Annotated in this window: 17 protein-coding genes and 1 pseudogene; 8 read left to right on the forward strand and 10 right to left on the reverse strand. The window is 43.9% G+C overall.

What is annotated here, in order from left to right:
- Nucleotides 1-228: 228 nt before the first annotated feature.
- On the forward strand, nucleotides 229-2,265 hold the full coding sequence (locus tag ACAN56_RS12320; RefSeq protein WP_231578474.1) for a vWA domain-containing protein: 2,037 nt from the start codon (nucleotides 229-231) through the stop codon (nucleotides 2,263-2,265).
- A 112-nt stretch (nucleotides 2,266-2,377) separates the two neighbouring features.
- Here ACAN56_RS12320 and ACAN56_RS12325 read toward each other — a convergent pair whose 3' ends face one another.
- Nucleotides 2,378-3,331 carry a serine/threonine protein kinase gene (locus ACAN56_RS12325; protein ID WP_052091971.1) on the reverse strand — a complete coding sequence of 318 codons (954 nt, stop codon included), beginning with the start codon at nucleotides 3,329-3,331 and terminating at the stop codon, nucleotides 2,378-2,380.
- A 492-nt stretch (nucleotides 3,332-3,823) separates the two neighbouring features.
- On the opposite strand from ACAN56_RS12325, the gene ACAN56_RS12330 reads away from it, so the two are divergent.
- The 4 genes from ACAN56_RS12330 to ACAN56_RS12345 are packed head-to-tail and all read left to right on the forward strand — an operon-like array spanning nucleotide 3,824 to nucleotide 7,647.
- On the forward strand, nucleotides 3,824-5,017 hold the full coding sequence (locus ACAN56_RS12330; RefSeq protein WP_379143074.1) for a serine hydrolase domain-containing protein: 1,194 nt from the start codon (nucleotides 3,824-3,826) through the stop codon (nucleotides 5,015-5,017).
- On the forward strand, nucleotides 5,017-5,835 hold the full coding sequence (locus tag ACAN56_RS12335; RefSeq protein WP_379143076.1) for an ABC transporter permease: 819 nt from the start codon (nucleotides 5,017-5,019) through the stop codon (nucleotides 5,833-5,835). Before ACAN56_RS12330 ends, ACAN56_RS12335 begins: the two co-directional genes overlap by 1 nt.
- A 28-nt stretch (nucleotides 5,836-5,863) precedes the next feature.
- Complete coding sequence (locus ACAN56_RS12340) at nucleotides 5,864-6,646, forward strand: ABC transporter permease (RefSeq protein WP_379143078.1); 783 nt, start codon at nucleotides 5,864-5,866, stop codon at nucleotides 6,644-6,646.
- Complete coding sequence (locus ACAN56_RS12345; RefSeq protein WP_038589038.1) at nucleotides 6,643-7,647, forward strand: ABC transporter ATP-binding protein; 1,005 nt, start codon at nucleotides 6,643-6,645, stop codon at nucleotides 7,645-7,647. Before ACAN56_RS12340 ends, ACAN56_RS12345 begins: the two co-directional genes overlap by 4 nt.
- A 24-nt stretch (nucleotides 7,648-7,671) precedes the next feature.
- Here the strand turns inward: ACAN56_RS12345 and ACAN56_RS12350 are convergent, their stop codons facing one another.
- The 3 genes and pseudogenes from ACAN56_RS12350 to ACAN56_RS12360 all read right to left on the reverse strand — a co-directional run bounded on the left by ACAN56_RS12350 (nucleotide 7,672) and on the right by ACAN56_RS12360 (nucleotide 9,117).
- Entirely contained in the window at nucleotides 7,672-8,142 is a 471-nt protein-coding gene (locus ACAN56_RS12350) for an IS5 family transposase (protein ID WP_197073680.1), read from the reverse strand.
- Nucleotides 8,103-8,455 (reverse strand): annotated as a pseudogene (locus tag ACAN56_RS12355) (transposase). The gene ACAN56_RS12350 and the pseudogene ACAN56_RS12355 overlap by 40 nt, the downstream one beginning before the upstream one ends.
- 281 nt (nucleotides 8,456-8,736) lie before the next feature.
- Nucleotides 8,737-9,117, reverse strand: a complete 381-nt coding sequence (locus ACAN56_RS12360) for a hypothetical protein (RefSeq protein ID WP_379143081.1) — start codon at nucleotides 9,115-9,117, stop codon at nucleotides 8,737-8,739.
- Between the two features lie 1,253 nt (nucleotides 9,118-10,370).
- Between ACAN56_RS12360 and ACAN56_RS12365 the strand changes: the two genes are divergently transcribed.
- Complete coding sequence (locus tag ACAN56_RS12365; protein WP_038589032.1) at nucleotides 10,371-11,213, forward strand: hypothetical protein; 843 nt, start codon at nucleotides 10,371-10,373, stop codon at nucleotides 11,211-11,213.
- Between the two features lie 982 nt (nucleotides 11,214-12,195).
- On the opposite strand, the gene ACAN56_RS12370 is transcribed toward ACAN56_RS12365, so the two are convergent.
- Nucleotides 12,196-13,038 (reverse strand): hypothetical protein, encoded by an 843-nt coding sequence (locus ACAN56_RS12370; protein ID WP_379143083.1) that lies wholly within the window; start codon nucleotides 13,036-13,038, stop codon nucleotides 12,196-12,198.
- A gap of 809 nt (nucleotides 13,039-13,847) precedes the next feature.
- Nucleotides 13,848-14,219, reverse strand: a complete 372-nt coding sequence (locus tag ACAN56_RS12375) for an RQC-minor-1 family DNA-binding protein (RefSeq protein ID WP_379143085.1) — start codon at nucleotides 14,217-14,219, stop codon at nucleotides 13,848-13,850.
- Between the two features lie 58 nt (nucleotides 14,220-14,277).
- On the opposite strand from ACAN56_RS12375, the gene ACAN56_RS12380 reads away from it, so the two are divergent.
- Nucleotides 14,278-14,841 (forward strand): hypothetical protein, encoded by a 564-nt coding sequence (locus ACAN56_RS12380; RefSeq protein WP_379143087.1) that lies wholly within the window; start codon nucleotides 14,278-14,280, stop codon nucleotides 14,839-14,841.
- 52 nt (nucleotides 14,842-14,893) lie between these two features.
- The gene (locus tag ACAN56_RS12385) at nucleotides 14,894-16,210 is read left to right on the forward strand and encodes a TerD family protein (protein ID WP_379143089.1); all 1,317 of its coding nucleotides are present in this window, start codon (nucleotides 14,894-14,896) and stop codon (nucleotides 16,208-16,210) included.
- A gap of 268 nt (nucleotides 16,211-16,478) precedes the next feature.
- On the opposite strand, the gene ACAN56_RS12390 is transcribed toward ACAN56_RS12385, so the two are convergent.
- From ACAN56_RS12390 to ACAN56_RS12405, 4 genes are read right to left on the reverse strand one after another with little or no spacing between them, the layout of a single operon-like run.
- Nucleotides 16,479-18,320, reverse strand: coding sequence for a glycoside hydrolase family 127 protein (locus ACAN56_RS12390; protein WP_379143090.1), 1,842 nt, complete (start codon nucleotides 18,318-18,320; stop codon nucleotides 16,479-16,481).
- Nucleotides 18,321-18,346: 26 nt separating this feature from the next.
- Nucleotides 18,347-19,177: a carbohydrate ABC transporter permease gene (locus tag ACAN56_RS12395; protein WP_231578406.1), complete on the reverse strand. Its 831-nt coding sequence runs from the start codon at nucleotides 19,175-19,177 to the stop codon at nucleotides 18,347-18,349.
- Nucleotides 19,174-20,061: a carbohydrate ABC transporter permease gene (locus ACAN56_RS12400; protein WP_379143091.1), complete on the reverse strand. Its 888-nt coding sequence runs from the start codon at nucleotides 20,059-20,061 to the stop codon at nucleotides 19,174-19,176. The genes ACAN56_RS12395 and ACAN56_RS12400 overlap by 4 nt, the downstream gene beginning before the upstream one ends.
- 42 nt (nucleotides 20,062-20,103) lie before the next feature.
- Nucleotides 20,104-21,558 carry an ABC transporter substrate-binding protein gene (locus ACAN56_RS12405; protein WP_379143093.1) on the reverse strand — a complete coding sequence of 485 codons (1,455 nt, stop codon included), beginning with the start codon at nucleotides 21,556-21,558 and terminating at the stop codon, nucleotides 20,104-20,106.
- Between the last annotated feature and the right edge of the window lie 88 nt (nucleotides 21,559-21,646).

Below are 21,646 nucleotides of genomic sequence, written 5' to 3' on the forward strand. Positions count from 1 at the left end.
TAATTTTTGTCAATATAAAGGCATATAGTTCCATTTAATCATTTTTATTACTAACTAGACTAAAAGGACTATTTTGTATTTTTTCCTTATTTTCCCTCAAAAGGCTACCGATGATAACCTTATCCCAGCATTATATGGAGCTGCATCAATAACTTTAGGCCTAAACAGATACAAGGGGGGATTCCGCAGCTTATGTACTTTAGATCACTCAGGAAAATTGTAGTAGTGATGATACTTATTTCAGGTTGCTTGGCAGGGAACGGCGGGACTTCCAGCTACGCATCATCCGGCAAGAACTCTACCGCTTCCGCTTCGGCAGGAGGTCTGGATGCCATGTTTGTACTGGATGTCAGCTACTCCATGAATCAGACGGACAAGGACCGGATAGCCGATGAAGTTATCCGCATGTTCATGGATATGAGCGGGGGGCAAAAAACCAGGCTGGGCTTCGTGGCCTACAACGACCGGATCACCTCTTCTGTCCCGCTCACGGATATTACGTCTTCCGGCGCACGACAGCAATTACGGAGCAAGATCGACAGCTTGAAGCGGACCGGCTACACGGATCTTGGCCTTGGACTGCGGCGCGGCGCGGAACTGCTGGAGAAATCCCGGGCAAATGGTAGACAACCCTTCCTCATCCTTCTCTCCGACGGAGAGACCGATATTGGAAACAGCTCCGGTAGACGGACTTTTGCTGATTCTGCAAATGATGTGGACAAAGTCATTAACATGGCCCAAAAATCAGGATACCCGATTTACACCGTTGGCCTTAATTATGGAGGTAAGGTTAATTCAAGTGAATTGGAGCGGATCTCAAGTGAGACGGGCGGTACCTCTTTTATTACCGGAAGTGCAGACGATTTGCCTGAAATATTTAACCAGATCTTTGCCAGTCAGATTCAATCCGTACTTACATCCGTAGCAGCCGTTACAGCAAATGGCTCCCTTCAGGAAATCACCGTGGAGATTCCCAATTCCAGCATGGCTGACGCCAATATTATCATGCTGTCGGAGCATCCGGTAACGGAGGCCCAGCTCTATTACAAATCAAGCAATGTAAGCTTCATTCAATCGGATAAATACTCGCTGATGAAAATCGTCAAGCCGGTTAAAGGCAATTTCGTGCTGAAATTCCGCGGACATGCCGGTGATCTTGTCAAAGTCAATCTGCTTGGCAATTACAATATGCGTGCCGAAGCCGCTATATCCGGCGGACAAAAGGCGCTCAAAGGACAAGCTACCGCCTTCGAGGCTGCACTATACGGAATAAACGACGGTTCTAAAGTACAGGATTCCGATATTTACAATCGGCTGAAAGCAGAACTGATCGTAACACCCAAAGAAGGCAAAGTTGAACGGATTCCACTAACCAATACGGGAAGCGGCTTTCAGGGCACCTACATATTTCCTAAATCAAATACATACCAATACCATATCCGTGTAGACGGTTCGGATTTCTACAGAGAAGGCAAAACTGCAGTTATCGAGATTAACAATCTGCCGCCGGTCGCTTTGAATAAATCCATTGATTTGTCCAAGGATGACGGAGCTGTTAAGCTTGACTTAACCAGCTACTTCGAAGATCCCAATAAGGATTCGCTTACTTATACCGTGGATACAGAACAAGGAGATCGGAGCCTGGCTCAAGCAGACATCAAAGATGGACAACTCTTATTGTCTTCGCTGCATTCAGGAAAGTCCTATCTCTCAATAACAGCCACAGATGATGAAGGCGCCAAAGTAACCGCCCGAATCCCTGTACATATCACTTCCATGGTGGAAAAGATGCTGCGTATTGGCGTACTTTCCGTACTGTTACTGATCGCTATTGGACTGCTGTACTGGTTCGTGCTGCGACCAAAGCCAGTATTTCGCGGCAGACTGGAGGGTTATTTCCTAAGTACTGCAAGCGGTACGGATATTCCTGTGACCCACTGGCCGATGACCTCGTTTCAACAGCGCAGGATGAATCTGGCTGAATTACTTAACATGATGGAGATCCGGGAACATGTTCCGGAAGCGGGAAATATCTGGTTCAAGGCCGGCAAGAATGAAACCTTGATCGTCCGGCATGATTCCCGCTGCACCGTCGTACATGGGCGAACCCCTGTGGAGCGTGGCAAGCAGGAAGTGCTTGAATACAATGATCGGCTCTATATTACGTTCGAAGATGGTCTGACGGAGATTGAGATGCGTTATAAGGCCATTAAGCCAAAAACTAATATTTATGTAGGCCAGCAGAGGGATTCGGAAGCTATATAAGCTGTGGAGAATTACCGGGGGACTTGCGAGTGCTGCTTCCAGGCAAAAGAAAAGTGACCCTCAAGTCAGGATCACTACCGGTTACCGTATGGGACAACCTTTAGAGGTTGTCCTATTTCTTTCCGGACGACAGATCCATCGCCGCCTTCCCAAGTACTGCTGTACCTTTCCACTTCCATAGAAAAGACTGAACTTGCAGTGCCCTCCTGAACTTGGCGAGTGACGGGCAACGTTGTTCCTGCCGCATAGCCAGTCCCCAATGAACGGTTCGCGACAGCCAGCGGCTGACTTCCGGATTCTTGGTCCTAACTGCAGGAATTTGTTCATCGAACAAGCGCAGCTTCACATCGGCAGGTGCTTCACCGCAGAAGCAGTAATGTAATAGCGCAGCCAGACTGAATATATCAGACATCTCATTATGAGGTGACAATTCAGAGTAAAGCTCCAAGGGAGAGTAACATGCTGATGTAAAGATTGTCTGCTTCTCCCCTTCCTTAAGCGGAAGACGGACAGCAGACCCAAAATCAATAAGCTTCGGAGTGCCATCCTCCATAATCATAATATTGGAGGGCTTGATATCCCGGTGAATAATGCCTTGAGTATGTATGTATTCCAGCGTCTCCACCAACGGCAGCAGGGTATGATTGATGAATAATGCGCGGTCAACCGCTCCACGTGCACTCAGCCACTTATCCAGAGATGTTCCCTGGCAGTATTCCATAATAATATATCCTGTCCCGTTAGCTTCCAGATGAGCAAGATACTTCAGAAGATGAGGATGCTTCAATTCAGAAAGAAGCTCCGCCTCCTGCATAAACGAATGCAGAAGCTCATCATATTTGTCCAGGCTATTCCCCAATCTAATTTCAACCGTTCGCTTATCAGCTTTTCGCCGGGCCAGCACCGCCGGATAAAACTCCTTAATTGCGACAGGTTTCCCCGTCTCCTTTTCCCTTCCCAAATAGACGAGTCCAAGCTCACTGCGAGATATTACTTTTTTGATCTGATAGACGCCATTCAGCAATGTGTTACGCGGCAAGGCAGAAGCATTTGATTTTCCGTCCACAGCCAGCCCTCTCTTTTGTTAGAATTCTATTATACTGCATTCAAATCGAGTGAATATGAATATACATTATTCGTATATGATGTTTATCGACCGCTGTTGCTCAATTTTTTAATCAGTCAGCAAAAAATCTAGAAATGTTGTCAAAAAGCTTTCTTGCAAAGCCAATCCGCTTTCGATTCAGCAATGAAACGGCTTTTCTACCGGACAAGTCACATATATATTTATACCTTTTTATACGTCATTTTTGCAATCTTTTTCTTCTTTGTAAATTTCATCCTCTATTAAGATTCTTACACAACACATCACCCGGGCAAGTTTGGTTATATACAAAATTGCCGTTGTAACATCCATACTCTGGAAATATACTTAAGTGGTATCGTGCTGAAAGCTATTACCATGCAGAGCGGCACGAATAGGCGAGTTCTTGTGAAAGCGCTTAGATAGATTAGGTATCCTTGCATGGTGCTAATAATTTCAAGGAGGCATATATGTATGCTGTTTACGCCAGGCATTACCGACTGTTCACCGGCAGAGGTAGGTTATGATACTTCGAGAATCGGGGTTTTGCACAACCACTTCCAGAACCTGATTGATCAAAATAAGATCCAGGCCGCAGCTTACTGCGTCTCAAGGTATGGGAAGACATTTATGCACGGTGCTATGGGACCGCTTTCGTTCCGGGAAGACAGGGCCGAGCCGCTTTTACCCACAACCGTTCATAATATCGCATCCATTACCAAAGCCGTTACCTCAGTAGCAATGGCCAAACTTGTTGAGGACGGTATTCTCCGGTTTGACCTTCCTGTCAGCACGTTCCTGGAGCAGTTTAACGTGGACCCTTTTAACAAAATCGATATTTACAGCCTTCTGACCCATACCTCGGGCCTGTTTCCCGACTGTGCGGGCAGCTTAGTTCCCTATCATAAATCCTATTGGCAATTAATCGGTGAATATTTCGAAAAGTATAACCCTGAGAATGGGGATCCGGACTGGATCACAGCTGCGTTGAGCTGCGGGGTCAATAAAAAAGTCGGCGAGGAATGGCAGTACTGCTCATTTGGCTTCTGCCTGCTCGGAGAAATCATCAAAAAAGTGACTGGCGTAACCGCTGAACAGTACATAGAAGAGCAAATCCTGAAGCCTCTTGGCATGAAGGATACTGTTTGGGAACTGACTCCGGAGCTAGCCGGACGCGCCATTATAAGAAACGAGAGACATGAGAAGCGGCTGAACGATCTAATTAACGGTAATCAGCCTGAAGTCTCTCCAGAGGAAAAACTGTGGGATACAGTCTCCAGCACCGGCGGAGGCCTGGCCTCTACGCCAGCCGACCTCATCCGGTTCGCCAACATGCTTCTAGGCATGGGAACACTGGGCGATACCCGTATCGTCGGCCGCAAAGCGGTTGAGAAGATCACGACCCGCACCCTGTACGGAGTTCCTGATTACTGCTGGGGTGCCGATAACAAGGACCGGAGCTATGGCATTGGACTGGATATGAGGAGAGGGCCCGCCTTCCTCTACTCTCCAACCAGCTATTTTCACGAAGGCGCTGGAGCCTGCTGCATGGCCATCGACCCTACAGAGCAGCTTGCCGCTGTATGGTTTGTGCCTTTTACCGGTGATAATTGGTACGCAGAGGGTCTATTTAATGTAACTAATATCATTTGGTCTGGACTCACCTGATGAATAGCCTGCAACGCAAATGGCTTATTTGCCGGACGGTGGCGGAGGTAACCTACAAAGAATGGAGTGCCTACCGCACTCATTCCATGGTGTCTATTATCGTCGGTCCTGTATATTTTATGGTGCAATATTATATCTGGACGGCGGTATATGGAGATCATGCTTCGCTCGGCGGTATCGGACTCCCCCAAATGATCCGCTATTTCGGCGCTACTGCGCTTATCGGTTACCTGGTCATGGATTTTGCCGATTGGAACTTATCCATGCTTGTGCGCACCGGTAAATTCCTTACCTTTCATTTGCGCCCGATTCATCACCGTTCTTTCGCTTTGTTTCAGAAGATCGGGCATCGGTCTCTCGGTTTCCTGTTTGAATTTTTACCCTGCCTTTTGATCTTCATTTTTATTTTTGGAGTTGATATGCGGCCGGCAAGCTTTCCATGGATGCTTCTGTCGGTGCTGCTTGCCTTTCTAATGATTTTTTATGTGAACTACATGATCGGCCTGACTTCATTTTGGCTTGTCCAGTCAGCTGGAATACGAAGCGCTTTTATGTTGGTGTCGGGTATTTTTTCGGGTGCGCTTATTCCGCTTGATTTTTTTCCGCACTGGCTTCAGGTGATCCAGTTCTTCCTGCCGTTTCAGTACATGGCCTACCTGCCTGCAATGGTTTTTACCGGCCATTACTCCCTTGGAGGCGTTGAGCTTTCCATTGAGCAAGCCGTGGGCATACAGGCGGCGGCCTTGTTAGTTACGTTCGGATTAAACGAGCTTGTTCGCCGTCTGGCCATGAAGCAGTTTACTGCTGTCGGCGCATGAATGCCCCCATGAAAGGACAGTTCTTTACATGAAACGGTATCTGGATATTTACAGGCAGTGCATGTATTCTGCTTTGCAGTCGGCTGTGGCCTATCGTATGAATTTTATTATCAGCAGTCTGATCACCCTGGTCGGCAACATTCTGTTTCCGCTGGTGACCCTGCTTATTTACCGGGCGGGCACCAGCTTTCCCGGTTGGAGCTTGTTTGAGGTGTTGTTGATCCAGTCTGTATTCACCATGTCCAGCGGCCTTTCGAGCCTTATTTTCGGGGGCGTTCTCTGGACCACAATGTCGCATGTCCGTGAGGGAAGCTTCGAGGTTATTCTTATGAAACCGCTGAATCCGCTGTTTTTTATTATTGCCACAACATTTTCTACCGAAAGTGTTGGCCTGTTTCTGGGCGGGGTTTCGCTATTCATATTCTCCGCTATGCATGTCGGCGCCATTCCGGTCCTTTTCTGGCTCCAATTTGCCGGGATGTTTATCGCAGGGACGGCGGTCCTGGCAGGATTATCTCTAATGATGGCCGCTATGTCCTTCAAATGGGTGGGCAACTCGAGAATTTCCGAACTTGCTGACAGTGTGCTGCACATTGGAAAATATCCGCTGCCCATATTTCCGAAGGCTGTACAAGCATTGGCCACGATGATAATTCCTGTGGGAATGGTAGGCTTCTTCCCTGCTTCCGCTCTTCTAGGACAGGTGCATGCCAGCGATTTCGCTGCTGTTCTGCCCTGCTTTTTATTTCTGGCGGCAGGAGTATGGGTTTACCGGCATATGATCAGATTGTACGAGGGGGTAGGCGGATGATGCCGGTTATTGATGTGAAGCATTTGACTAAAACGTATAAAACCTATAAGCGGGGCGCAGGTATGGGCCAGACCTTTAAGAGCTTCTTCCAGCGCGAAGAGGTCGTGGTCAACGCCGTCAACGATATCAGCTTTGCCATTGGGCAGGGGGAAATCTGCGGTATTCTGGGTCCCAATGGGGCGGGAAAATCAACGGCGATCAAAATGCTCTGCGGCGCGCTGTTTCCCACAAGCGGTGAAATTCAAGTTCTTGGTTATTCGCCTGCCCGGGACAGAAAGCGTTATGTCGGCAAAATCGGAGCCGTATTCGGTCAGAAATCTCAATTGATCTGGGATATTCCGCCTATCGACAGCTTCAATATGAACAAAGCAATCTACGGAATCGCCAATCAGGACTTTAAACACCGTCTGGAAGAGCTGACGGGGATGCTGGATATTGCGCATGTGATCGAAAAACCCACACGAGTGCTGTCCCTTGGCGAACGCATGAAATGCGAATTCGTCATGGCTATGCTGCACCGGCCGGAGGTTTTGTTTCTGGATGAGCCGACCATCGGGCTTGATGTGATCGCCAAGGTCAAAATCCGCGAATTCATTCACCAGATGAACAAGAAGCATAATATGACCTGTATTCTGACCACCCATGATCTTGAGGATGTGGAGGAGCTTGCCCACCGGGTCATTGTCATTAACCACGGGGAAAAGGTTTTTGATGAATCGCTTCAGCAGCTGAAGCTTTTTCTGGGGGATAAGAAACGGGTCAGTTTTACTTTTGCGGAGTCCGTGCACAAAACCATCTTCGACAATGCCTACACCAAAGTGGTCGAGCGCCCGTCAGACTTTCAAATTACGCTTGAAGTGGATACGGCACTTATTTCAATCAGCGATTTTATCGAAGAAATCTCCAGGAAGCGCCGGTTCTCCGACATTTCGGTCAAGGAACTGCCGATCCAGCAGGTTGTCATGAATATTTATGAGAATGCGGAAGGTGTGCCCGGCTAGCGGTTTGACTCCTACTGGATCATATTACTGTAAGGCTAGGGCGTGTATGCAAACCCAAACGAGCCATATCATAATCGAAGCCAACGTCAAAAAAGTCATAAAGGTACTGGCCAATTTGTCATAGCGAGTGGCCAATCGATGTTTTACTTTGTTGGAAAAACATTCGATCATGTGGCGTTCTTTGTAGAGATCTTTGTCCCATCTACGTTGTTTCCATCGATTCTTCTTACCCGGAATCACCGAAGTTGCAGCTTGCTTTTGCAAGAGGCGAAGAATCCGGTTTGTATACGCTCGATCGGCGAGTATCTGTTTCTTCGTTAAGTCCATCTGCCCCAGCATCTCGTAGCCGGTTACTGCGTCATGGCACTGACCTCCGGTCAACACAAAGCGCAACGGGTTGCCTAGGGCATCGACAATGGTATGGATTTTGGTCGTTAACCTTCCTCGGGATCGGCCTATGGCTTGTTGAGGCCCATCCCTTTTGCACCTGCCCAATGTTGATGAACACGCACAATTGTTACATCAATCATGATGCTTTCTAGGTCGGGTTCGGTCGAGACATGATCTAAAATTTGGTTCCAGATACCGGCGATTTGCCAGCGCCGAAACCGACTGTAGACAGTGGACCATGAGCCGTAGTGTTCCGGTAAACCTCGCCAAGGTGCACCTCCCACAGCATGGCACTCAGCATCTGACGATGATCTTTCGGGGTTCTCCCTCCTTCTGGTTTTCGTTCCGGCGGAAGTAGGCCTTTGATCTTTTCCCATTGGTCATCACGAATTTCGTTTCGTCTTATCCCATCTATTATTCACCCAATTTTTATAAAATCATAGTTTGCATACACGACCTAGAATCACATTGAATGAATAAACAGACTAAAATTAATGCTATAGCGAAAAACATAAGTTTTACATTCTTGACAACCATTCCCCTTAAATAGCTCATATCTAAGAGGAAAGGTTATAGCTACCTGATTCTTCTTTCTCGAAATTTTCGCAGGTAGTACGAGGGCCGCATGGTCCATAGCGCGATATTGTGTTATCTGATGTATCAGCCCTCTTCGATTTTCTTTCATATTATTATTTTTATTCACTTAATATCCTCGCCAACAATAATCTTCCAACCGTCATCCTTTTTAATAACAGGTAATGTGATCTCAGTAGAATCCCGATTATTTTGTTTGTATTTAATTATCGCATGATATTCTGTTTTCGTGATTTTAACCAGTTTTTCAAGACTAGTTTCTGAAATGTCATCTTGAATATTTTCATATTCATTTTTCTGATCTTGTTTACTTGGAAATCTTACATCATCAGCATATTTTATCATTTCAGAAATGGTTCCCGATTCAATAGCAGCCAAGTAACTTGTTATATTCTTTTTTATTATTTCTTCTTCATTTGGTTGGTTGGTGCATGCGATAACTATACACATCATAAATAATACTGTTAAAGATTTTAATAAATTCATCGTAAACTCCTCCTAATCATCATAATCACTTCAATTTATTTAACCATATAATAAATAATATGGATATTATCGCAAAACAAACTACCTATGCAAAAATAAAGCTCGAAAAAATAAAAGAACCAAAAATAAAAGGACCAAGAATAAGTAGTGCTAATACACCTCCCCTTTTAGAGTTTAAATTTCTAAAAAGAAGAGAAAGTCTCACAATTATATTTCGGATAAATTATTCATTGTTGCGAAGTGGGATAAAAAGCTCTATCTGGACAAAATGAGGCCGCTGAAAAACTACCATTTTTTCGAAAACACCAAAACATTAGGGGGTCAAATATGATTCCCGAAACGCGAAACTAGCCTTAGAAACGATTTTAGAGGTTCGTTTTTTTGATGATTTTTTTAAAAGAGACTTTTTCAGCGGCCTCGGACAAAATACGTTTAGCTTTCTCTCCTATACTGCTCATTCCAATGATTGTCTCTTGAATAGAGACTCCACTACATAAGTCAGGTGCGCACCTCACGTATTACAAAGCATATTTCCTTTCATTCTAAAAACGATTGAGATATGCGACACTGTTATGTATTGGTTACACACTAGTGGATCCATCCAGATCGTATACCTTTTCTCCATTAATTTCATACAGATTTTACACACACATACTCAGCATAATAAGCACCTACAAGAGAAGATGGCACCCTTACTAATTTGCAAAATGCTATTCGACTTAGTGTTGCTATAGTTGCAATATAATATTTCCGCGGAGTGTCAAGTACTATTGCAGCTTGGGTAACGATACCGTTTATCAATGTAACTATAGCTTAAATACCTAGTCTGCGTGGCTATCAAAAACAAAAAGGCCTAAAGAAATAAAAAACAGTAGAACGAAACTATAATGAATAAGTTCATTCTACTGTTTTTTATTGATTTCGCATTATAAAGAGATAAAATCATTTGAAAGGTAATAGTTCTGTAATTGCCTCACAAGATTACTCGTTCCAGGATCGGCAACCTCAGTTTCCCAGCCTTTGTCAGTGACAAAAACGTATTTCTATCTTCACAAACGGCTCTACATACAAAAAATCCTTTGTTTCACTTATGTCTGCTTGTTTAAAGAAAAGGAGTTTATTAATTCGTTGAAAGTCACTTCTTTTTTAATTAACAATATAGACATATTATAGCATGATTTTCATTTACATTATTTTATATAAAATGTAATAATATAATAGTATTTAAAATTATTGAGAGGGTGAACTTATTAATGAAAAAAATGAGTTTGTTCGGTAAAGTTACAAAGACTCTGATTGTCATTCCACTAATTGTAATTTCTGCTTTTTCAGCTACTACAAATGCATCTCAAATTAGTGATCAGGATCTAGCAAAACAATCAGTAAGTAATTACTTTAATGCCATTCAAGATGGAGATATTTCTGAAGCTGTAAAATGGGTAATTGATACTAGATTTAACTCCCCTGAGGAGCAAGCAACTCAATATCAAGAACTACTAATTACAGATCCTTTTTCAAATCCTACTATTGAGAGCATTAATTCTAATTCAGATGGTTCGTATACTGCAACAATTGAACTAACTCGTAAAGATGATGGAAGTTTGAACGAAATTACTCTACCAATAGTACAGAAAGATGGAAGTTGGAAACTATTAATTGAGGGAACAGAAATAAGAGATAAAAATGTTATAACGACTTATTTAAATGAAAATAAAAGTGAATCTACTATCACGCCAATGGCTTCAGTGAATATTGGAAATTACGAAGACTGGTTAAGCAAATCCGATGAAACGTATAGTAATGGATTTAACATGCATTCATCAAGTATTGGTGTAACTGTATGGCAATATAACCCTGGATCTACGGATCCAGTATATGTTACATATTTAATTGTTATAAAAGGGTATTTAGCCGATTTAGTCCTTGGAGAAACGATTCATGGTCCTGTTTACAGACCAACAACCGGATCGGCCGATTATATAGTAATTAATAACTCAAAAACAGGTAATGCACAAAACGGAGTAAACTTAAAGATTATAAATCCTAGTGCAGCTTCAGGAGTATATGTCAAAGGTTATATATATGAAAACCAGTAATTACTAATAAAAAAGCAGAGAAAGTTTTATAAAGCAATTTGTTATAATCCCCTCTTGGTAGACAGTAAAAAAAAGGGTTCCTGTAAAATGAACTCATTACTGTTGACCGGAGGCTTTTTTATGTCACCTAAGAAAGGACAAGCCTTTACACGGTATAGCGCGAAGAAAAAAGGCGGATCGTCTACGATTGGAGGTGAACTGGAGCTATCCCGTGATTATGAGGTCGGAATATAAAACGATACCAAAATCTTAAATTGGGTGCATAAATTCCAGAAGGGAGAGGTTTCGAAGTCTACAGAGGAAAATGGAATAAGAAACACTACAGTATAGAAGAAGAAGTAGCCTATTTGAAAAGCGCGCTGGTTGAATACCTAAAAAACTCAATCCTAATTTGCACCAGATGGGAATTTGGATACAAATACTCAGTGCTAATCCATTCAAGAAATGAGTGGTCAGTATCTGGCGGTTTTACTGTGACGTATCGAAAAGCTTCAACGAACAATCTACTATAAATGGAGAAAACCGGCTTGTTACGGGAAATGCGTCGGCTTGCCTTTGGTTATAAAGGGAATGTGAACGGCTCTGCGCAAAGAAGAGCTTGCAATGAACAATAAAAAGGTAGGGATTAAATCGGTCATCTGAAAGAAGCGTACTTCGCCGGGAGCAAACCTTCCGCGGTCTTTAGCGAAACTTAACGGGTAGCCATTCTCGGCGGAAAAACTGTTACAACAATACTTGTATTGAATCGTATTTTCCTCTCAGTTGAAGACAGAGAAACTGTATTTGGAGAATCCTAAAGATCTAAGGTATATTAAATAAAGGTAAATGAAAGCATGGTCTACTACAATCAAGAACATTTCAAAAGCAAACTCGGCGACCTGTCTCCGGTTTAATACCAAAAGCAAGTCGCCGCTTAGATGGCTTTTTTTTCTGCCTACTTGACGGGGTTATGACCAATTCATATTAACTTTTTTATTAATTATTACAGGTTTTCATATATATAACCTTTTACAAATACCCCCTGTGTATAACTGGGATTAATAACCTTTAAGTATACCCCATTTTCTGCTTTACCTGAATTTGCGTTATGAACTACTATATAATCGGCAGATCCGGTTGTTGGTTTATAAGTAGGACCATGAATCGTTTCGCCAAGGACATCGTAACTAATCCACCCATTTTTCACAATTTGGTATGTAACGATTACTTCCTCCGAAAACCCAGGGTCTTGCCATACAGTTACACCAATATTTAATGAATGCATGTCAAATTTATTACTTAACGTAGAACCAGCTCCATTTAGCCATACACCCCCATAATTTCCAATATTCACTGAAGCCATTGGCATGATAGTAGATTCACTTTTATTTCCATTTAAGTAAGTAGTTATAACATTTTCATTTCTTGTTTCTGTTCCTTCAATTAATAGTTTCCAACTTCCATCTTTCTGTACTATTGGTAGAGTAATTTCATTCAAACTTCCATCTTCTTTACGAGTTAGTTCAATTGTTGCAGTAAACGTACCGTCTGAATTAGAATTGATGCTCTCAATAGTACGAACTGAAAAAGGATCTGAAGTTAAAAATTCTTGATATTCAGTTGCTTGTTCTTCAGGGGAACTAAATCTAGTATCAATTACCCATTTTACAGCTTCAGAAATATCTCCATCTTGAATGGCATTAAAGTAATTACTTACTGATTGTTTTGCTAGATCCTGATCACTAATTTGAGATGCATTTGTAGTAGCTGAAAAAGCGGAAATTACAATTAGTGGAATGACAATTAGAGTCTTTGTAACTTTACCAAACAAACTCATTTTTTTCATAAATAAGCTCACCCTCTCAATAATTTTAAATACTATTATATTATTACATTTTCTATAAAATAATGTAAATGAAAATCATCTTATAATATGTTTATATTGTTAAATAAAAAATTCTATTGGCGGAATTACTCTTTTTGGATCTTGAAAGATTGTCAATCTAAGTGTGCAGGAAATTAACAAAGATATATAAGTAGTCTCCCCCCATAGCCCACCATGTAGTATGGATACTACTCCAAATGATCTAGCCAATCGTGCGACATGAAGTATCTAACGACTGTTAGCGTAGTTCTACTAAATCTTACGTTCTCCGTAGTTATTTGGACTGCTTGAAAGCTGGTTCTAGCTAATAGTAGTAGGCATACACGTAAGACGAATTCTACACGAATTGGTTCAACTACAGTTACTGGATATAGCAAGCGGCGGAAAGCAGCGCAATCGTACGTTCCTACTGAGATTGTAACTAGGTAACTGCTGGGTGGCTGACTAATTAGGGAGTTGGGTAAGGGAGTCGAGTGAATCTCTGCGGACCGGGGAGCCTTTATTTCCACCAAAAACACTGTTTTGTCTACCTTCCGGACTCAGATGCAGCTAATTGCTGACCTTCCGCGTAAAACATGCCTGATGGAGGGGAATAAGTGCAGCACGGTCCGCTAGCATTGCTAAATGTGCCAATTAGAGAAAATAAGGGCTGTGGGGTCCGAAGTTCATCAGAAGGAATTCAGGGACTCGATAGCCTATCGCAGAAGCTGGTGTTTGGTGTTTAGCGTTGGATCAGGCGGGTGCGAAGGGTGAACTTCGTAGGTGGTAAATCATATCTGGCCTTCCTTTAGCAAATACTGCACAGCACTTTGGAGTTCTGCCTGCACCTTCTTATATTCTATGGCTTGCCAGGTTCTAAGCAGTGGCACAAAACGGGCATTGCCTGTCCCTTTGATCTTCTCAATCAATAAAAGGATCATTCCGCGATTGCGATCCTTAAGCGTTTCTACATAAGAATAGTCATGCCCGTCCAGCAACGAGCCAAGCTTGAGCAGCAACTCCTCAGCATATGTTTCACGTTCTATAGCCCACCCTTTTTCCGAAAAAACTATCAACGGCAATCTGTCGCTATATTCGATTTCCAGATACCCTTTGCGTTGTAAATAATAAAGGGGGAAATCCGCTCTCCCAAGATTCCCCATATTCTGCTATGCTAATATAATTACAAAGAACGAAGAAGCAGGAGGCGCAAGTAGAATAATGGATGCATTTCAATATGAGCTTACTTCAGAGACTGCTATCAATCTGAAATATGAATATGGAGGCGAATACTTCACGTTCAGCCTGTACCGGGATGACAGGGGATGGGTTCTTCACCCTTTTGATGGTATGCTGCTGGGGAATCAGGCGATGTGCGCTCTTGTCGTACAAGAGTTGTTCAAGCACAAGCCTTTTCAGGTAATGCTGGCGAAAGAAAGTATTCTCTTTTCTGATATACGTTCTACCGTTAACCTCGAGAATGTTAACACTCCGATTGCCGCACGCAATGAGCGGGAGTCACACGATAGCCCGGCCGATGACATGATGGAATTTGTTGAGCAGCACACGGTTGAAGAGGTCATTGATTACGAGTGTGGGCTTATCGGGAGCCGCATTTCGTTTTATAAGGAAATCCTGCAGCGTATGTTCATGGACAATCTGGGTCCTTCGGATCCGGAGTTCCAAAAGGTACAGGATATTGTACGTATTTACGAACATTCCTTGGAGAAGCTATCCAGTCTGAACGGTCCGAATCTCGACGCTGGAAGACGTGGCAGATTCTAACCTGTTTCAGGTATTGATCCAGCTCTACTAATCTTTTGAAAGGCTGATTCTAATGACATTTGATCTGATTAAGGGACAAAAATGCAATTTAACGAAAGACAAGCCTCTACTTACCCGTATTATAGTAGGAATGGGCTGGAATAATACCAGATCTGAGGTTGAGGTTGAGGTTGAGGTTGATTTTTCTGCTTTTTTACTTACGCCGGCCCAGACTGTCTCTAAAAATGAGGATCTTATTTTTTATGGCAACCCTTCTACTTCGAACCAATCTGTAGCTGTATTGATGTCCGATAAAAGAGCCTACGCGGGCTTAACCGACAACACCCAAATCGCTGTTGAGCTCCGGCAAATTCCTACGGACTACGAACGGATTGCATTTGCGCTAACGATTTATGAGGGTGAAAAGCGGCAGCAAAACTTCTCGCTACTGGACGATGCATATTTACGGATTATCAACGCCGCTGATGGAACGGAGCTTATCCGCTACAGGCTAGGTAAAGCTTTTTCTGTAGAGACCGCCATTGTCGCCGGAGAAATCTATAGATACAATAATGAATGGAAATTCAGCGCTGTGGGTTCCGGATATGCAGGAGGTTTAGCTGCCTTATGCGAAAGTTATGGAATACAGGTTAATAACATAGTGCCGTCAGTTCTACCCTCTAGCCCAGTAATTCAATCGCAGCAGTCACCCTTTTCTCTCCCAGAGCTGCGGTCACGGCCTAAGGCGGGCAATTTGCCTCCCTCTTCACCAGCATCCCCTCCAGCCCCTCCTTTAGATCTCAATACTATCTTGCTTAAGAAACGCGGTGAGATGATCAATCTCCAGAAAGGGACTGAATCCCTGGGCGAGATACTGATCAATCTCAACTGGTATCAAAAAAAAGCATCGGGCTGGTTCGGAAGTAAAGGCATCGATCTTGACCTTGGTTGTCTGTTTGAATTAAAAAATGGCATTAAAGGCTCTGTCCAAGCACTTGGTGAATCCTTCGGAAGCTTGAACAGACCGCCTTATATCTCCCTAGACGGGGATGACCGCACCGGATCCATTGCCACGGGCGAGAATCTGCGGATTAATGGCCATTATCTTTCCGAAATCAACAGAATTGTTATCTTTGCTTTCATCTATGAGGGAATCACGAACTGGTCGGAGGCTGACGCTGTTGTAACCATCAAGCAGCAGAGCGGACCGGAGATCGAGGTCCGGCTGGATGAGCATAACAACAATAAGGGTATGTGTGCCATCGCCATGATTCGTAATCAGAATGATGATACATTCAGTGTGGAGAGACTCATAGAATATTTCGGCGGGCACCAGGAATTGGATCAGCATTATAACTGGAATCTGAGATGGGAAGCCGGTAGCAAATAGCGCTCTCCCCAGATGTAATGAGTAAGAGACTTTTTCCTGAAACGCACCCATTTAGCTTAATGGATAATAGCCAGTTCTGTATTTTGTTCATATGAGACAACTTGCTTGTCTGTTCCTCTTGCGTAAATCATTCCTTCCGTTTATCGGAAGGAATGAACGTTAACGGACGACTATGATTGGAGTCTAGTAAGAAATACGAGTACTACTTGTTGATGCTTCACTCGTCTATTCCCTTCATAAGTTCAATGAAGATCAATTCCTTTTCCTCTTAAAAGCTATACAGCCCTTTATCCTCCGCTTTCCGTATCCAAACCTGCATGTATCCTGATTCCCTGTTGTCCCAGGCATAATAAGGGATGAATTGACAAGGTCTACCTTCCCCATCCTTGCCTTTCAGAACGGTAACGCCGCCGAGCAGTTCCGGTTGATGATCCACCAGCAACGTCTCATGGGCAGAAAATGAATACTCATCATAGGAAAGCCGGGAGTTATCCAACTGCTCCAGGCAATACACGATAGGACCTCGCTGAATGGCAATCCGGCCTTGATTCTCCAGCACCTCCGGTCTCGCCTGAATAATTTCTACTGGCATATCCAGTTCAAGTTCAATCGTATCGTTCTGTGACCAAGCTCGATGAATAGCGATATAACCCTGCTCAGTCAATGCCTCGACTCCCGGCAAGGATTTACCTCCAACCTTAACCTTATAACCCCTGCACCAGCCAGGTATCCGCAAATAAATGCTGAAAAAATCACTTTTATCCGCTTCCACCGCAAGCTCAATTTTACCGTTCCAAGGATATTGAGTGGTTTGCTTGAGCTTAACGCCCAGCCCGCTCTTCATTACGATCTCTGCTTCACCATTCATATATTGATTGACTGCAATGCCCTGACCGGTCTGAGCATATGAATATTGACCAATGGACGGGAGGAACCGTGCCAAATTCGTCGGACAGCATGAGGTGTCAAACCAAGGCACCCGGTGGTGATCGCCCTTCGAAGCCAGTGGATTAACATAGAAAAACTTGTCTCCGGTCAACGATATTCCTGCCAAAGCGCCATTGTACATTTCCCGCTCCACCACATCCGCATATTTGGCATCTCCAAACAACAGATTCATGCGATGGTTCCAGAAAACCATGGCGATAGCAGCACAAGTCTCACAATAAGCGGATTCATTCGGCAAATCATAATCATGTGTAAATCCTTCATTATGGCGAGATGGACCGATCCCCCCAGTCACATACATATTGCGCTCTACCGTATGTGACCATACCCTATGCAGGGCATCAACAAAATCAGGATCCCCCGACACGTGAACCACGTCCGCCATAGCGGTATATAAATACATCGCCCGAACAGCATGACCAGTCACCCGCCGGGTGTCTCTGACCGGAACATCGTCTTGGCAATACGCAGGTCCCCACTCCTTGGTGTCCCATATTTCCCCAACTCCATGTCCATGTCCACGTTCCTCAAGCAACCATAAGGAGAGCTTCCAATATCGTTGTTCCTGGGTAACACGGTAGAGCTTCACAAGAGCAAGCTCAATTTCCTCATGGCCTTCCACCCAATGGCGTTTACCTGGACCAAACAGATCGTCATAATGATCCGCCAATTTGCAAGCGACATCAAGAAGCTTACGCTTGCCGGTTGCCTCAAAATAAGCAACCGCTGCCTCGATTAAATGCCCTCCATTGTACATCTCATGCTTCTCCATATCCGTCCATTTGGACTCGGGTGCTTCAAGCGTATAATAAGTGCTCAAATAACCGTCCGATTCCTGGGCTGAGGCTATAAGGTCAATAATCCGGTCCGCTTGCGCTTCCAGCTCCGGGTCCAGCTCCGACATAAGCGAATAGGCAATGCCTTCGATGACCTTATAGACATCGGAATCATTGAAATAAATGCCTTCAAAAGTCCCTTCTATTAATCCTCCTGCTTTGGCAAAATTCGATATACGCCCTGTCTCCTCACATTTCGTGAGGCAGGCAGGCAGCGTAACCTTTTTCAACACCTCCAGACGCGGACGCCAGAAAACATCCTCAATGATTACATTCGTGAACGGTACACCCTGCCAATTACTTAGCTGTGTTTTAATTTTTGTCATTATGAGGTATCCTCACTTTCCTGTCATTACCCCTTCAGCCCTGATAATGTAATCCCCTCAAGGAAATATCGTTGTCCGATTAGAAATACGATTACACAAGGTAAGACAACTGCTGCTGAAGCCGCCATAAGCAAATCCCACTGCGCAGTGTACGAACCTTGAAACATTTGCAGCCCAAGCGCCAAGGTAAAGAGACGATCACTTTTTAAATAAATCAGGGGGCCCATGAAATCATTCCAGGAAGCCAGGAAGCTGAACAGTGCAACTACGATAACCGCCGAACGGCTTAGTGGAAGTATAATTCTCATGTATATTTGTAAATAGGTAGCTCCATCCACGAATGCCGCTTCATCAAAGTCCCGTGGAATCGTCAAGTAAAACTGGCGCAATAAAAAAATGTTGAAAATTCCCCCACCGAAATAAGCAGGCACGATTAATGGATAATACGTATCGTAGAAACCAAACATTTTCCAGCCTAGAAAGCTTGGAATGATTGTTACGGCAGCAGGCAGCATCATACTGGTCATTAGAATAGCGAATACTGTGTCCCTGCCCTTCCACACGATCCGTGAAAATCCGAATGCTGCAATGCTGCTCGTTAAGACTGTACCTACAAGAACACTAGCTACAATAATAAGCGTGTTGGTGAAAAAAGTATCGAACGGCAGCACAGTAAGGGCTTTATGGAAATTCTCCCAGTGAAACGGCCTCGGAATCCATTCCGGCGGCATCGTAAAAATTTGCGATAAATCCATGAGCGAGCTGCGGATTAACCAGACGAACGGTACGATAAACAAAAGGGAGATGACTATAAGCGCTGCATAACCAGATCCAAGGGAAAGCTTTGATTGTCTCAAGTACGCTCTCCTCCTTCGTAATGCACCCATGATTTCGAGGTTTTGAATACAATAAACGTAAAGAACATGATGACGATGAACAGGATCCAGGCCAGAGCGGAGGCATACCCCATTTCGGTATCTCTAAAGCCTGTACGCCAGAGGTAAAATACATAGAACAAGCTTTGGTTATTCGGTCCACCTTCAGTTAAAATATAAGCTTCATTAAACACCTGGAAGGATCCGATAATGGTCATGATGGTATTAAAAAATATCGTCGGTGTAACCATTGGAATCGTAATATGGCGCAGCTTGCTGTACCAGCCTCCACCATCCACATCAATCGCTTCGTAATACTGTTTGGAAATACCTGATAGGCCTGCCAGAAAAATAATCACCGTACTTCCAATCCCCCATAATGTTGTAAGTACAACAGACGGGATAACACTATTCTCCGCATATAACCAGTTACTGGTTGGTAAATGAAGCCAACTGAGCACGGAATTGATCAGTCCCAGGTCGGGATTCAGCAGCCACATCCAGATCATCGCCGATGCCACAGCTGGCACAATACTCGGAAGATAGATAATCGTCCGAAATATGGCTCTGCCTCGAACGTTCATATTCAGCAGCAAGGCAATACAGAAAGAAAGAATAATAACGGCTGGCACCCGAAGAATAACGAAATAGAAAGTAACCCCTAACGATTTGAAGAACAGCTCATCTTCACCTGAGAACATTCTCGAATAATTCTGAAAGCCAATAAAGGAAGTTTGCTCCTTAAATACGTTATAGTCCGTCAAACTAAGCACCAGACTTGCAATCATGGGACCAAGTGTAAAAATAATAAACCCGAGTATAGCCGGAGACGTAAATAATAGTCCGTAAAACAGTCCCTTTCGCATAGCTGCCTCCAATCTTCTATAATCAGAACGCCGTCCCTTCGATTATTGTGCGATATCCCGGCGCCCTTGAACTTGTTCTTGTGCTTTCGGCGCTATGGAATCCATAGCTTCTTGCGCGGTCTGTTGACCAAGCCATACTTTATCCAAGGCCGGATTCACGATATCCATTATTTTATTGAAATTTTTCACATAACCCGTTGGTGTCTGATGACTTTTCGTCAAAAGCACATCTATAATAGCTTCTTTATAAGCAGAAGGTCTTGCATCCAGGTTCTCCGTCCATTTAGCCAACAATGCCGGGTCCGTATACCAATCCTTGTAGGATGGCATCCATGTGCCTGCAGTGATCATATCAATAGAAGACTCTGGATCAAGCAACGCCTTCAACAACTCCCAAGCTTCCTGCGGATGTTTGGTTGACTTAAAGATAGAGAACATTCCCGCAACAACGGTAGTTACTGGCTCTTTCAGGACTGGCAATACCCCTACATTAAAGTTAAACTTCGATTGCGCCAAGGCTGCGCTTGCCCATTGCCCATCTATAGCCATCGCTACCTTTTTGGTTTGAAGCGCTACATTCGTCGCCGGTATATTTTTGGCTTGCACGGGTGATGGCGAAACATGGTGTACATTCATTAAATCAGACACCTTCTGCAACGCCTCGACAGCTTCCGGCTGGTTAAGCGCAAACGTCTTCCCATCCTCCGAGATAAAATCTCCGCCGTTGGAGTATATAAAATTGCTGTAGACTCCCCACCAAGTGGAAGCATTAACGCCATATTGCTTTATATTTTTCGGATCAAAATCAGCATCCTTTGCCGTTCTGCCCTTCGAATCAACAGTCAGTTGTTTAGCAACATCTACAAATTCATCCCATGTCCATGCTTCCGAGGCTTTAGCAGGCGGAGGTGAAATCCCCGCTTCCTTAAAGATATCTTCGTTATAAAAAAGACCAAAGGATTCCGGACCTGGGCCTATGCCGATCACATTACCAGGCTCAAGAGAATACATAATATTGGGTACCAGTTTGTCTATGCTGATATCCGGGTCTGAGTCCATAAATTCCTGAAGGTTATAGAATTTACCCTGTTCTGCTAATGGAAAGGCAATGGTACCAGACTCCATCATGGCAATATCAGGCACATCATTCCCTGCTACCATTGTTGTCAGCTTCGTATCATAATCTGTCGCAATATGCTGAAGATCAACTTTGACATTTGGAAATTTCGCTTCAAATTTCTTAATCGCTACCTTGTAAGCAGCTACTTCATCGGGCGAACCCCATTCCGAAATGCGCAGCGTAACGGGATCTTTTGATGCGGCATCGCTGGATGCTCCATCACCGGATGCTGAGGGTGACGTGTTATTTTTGCTGCCGGTACCGGATTTCGAGCAGGCAGATAAAATGGTAACCAGCATCAACAACAGAGCCATCAGCACAAATAGCGGTTTCTTTTGTCGTGTCATATCTTGAACCCCTCTCAATTTCAATCCCACTTGGTTCATAGCTGCAGTCTATGATGCTTAAATTATAAGGTCTATAATAGCGCTTACATAACCCGAACCTTTTTGGATTGGTGGATTA

Source organism: Paenibacillus paludis (assembly GCF_042610515.1).
Lineage (GTDB): Bacteria > Bacillota > Bacilli > Paenibacillales > Paenibacillaceae > Paenibacillus_AQ.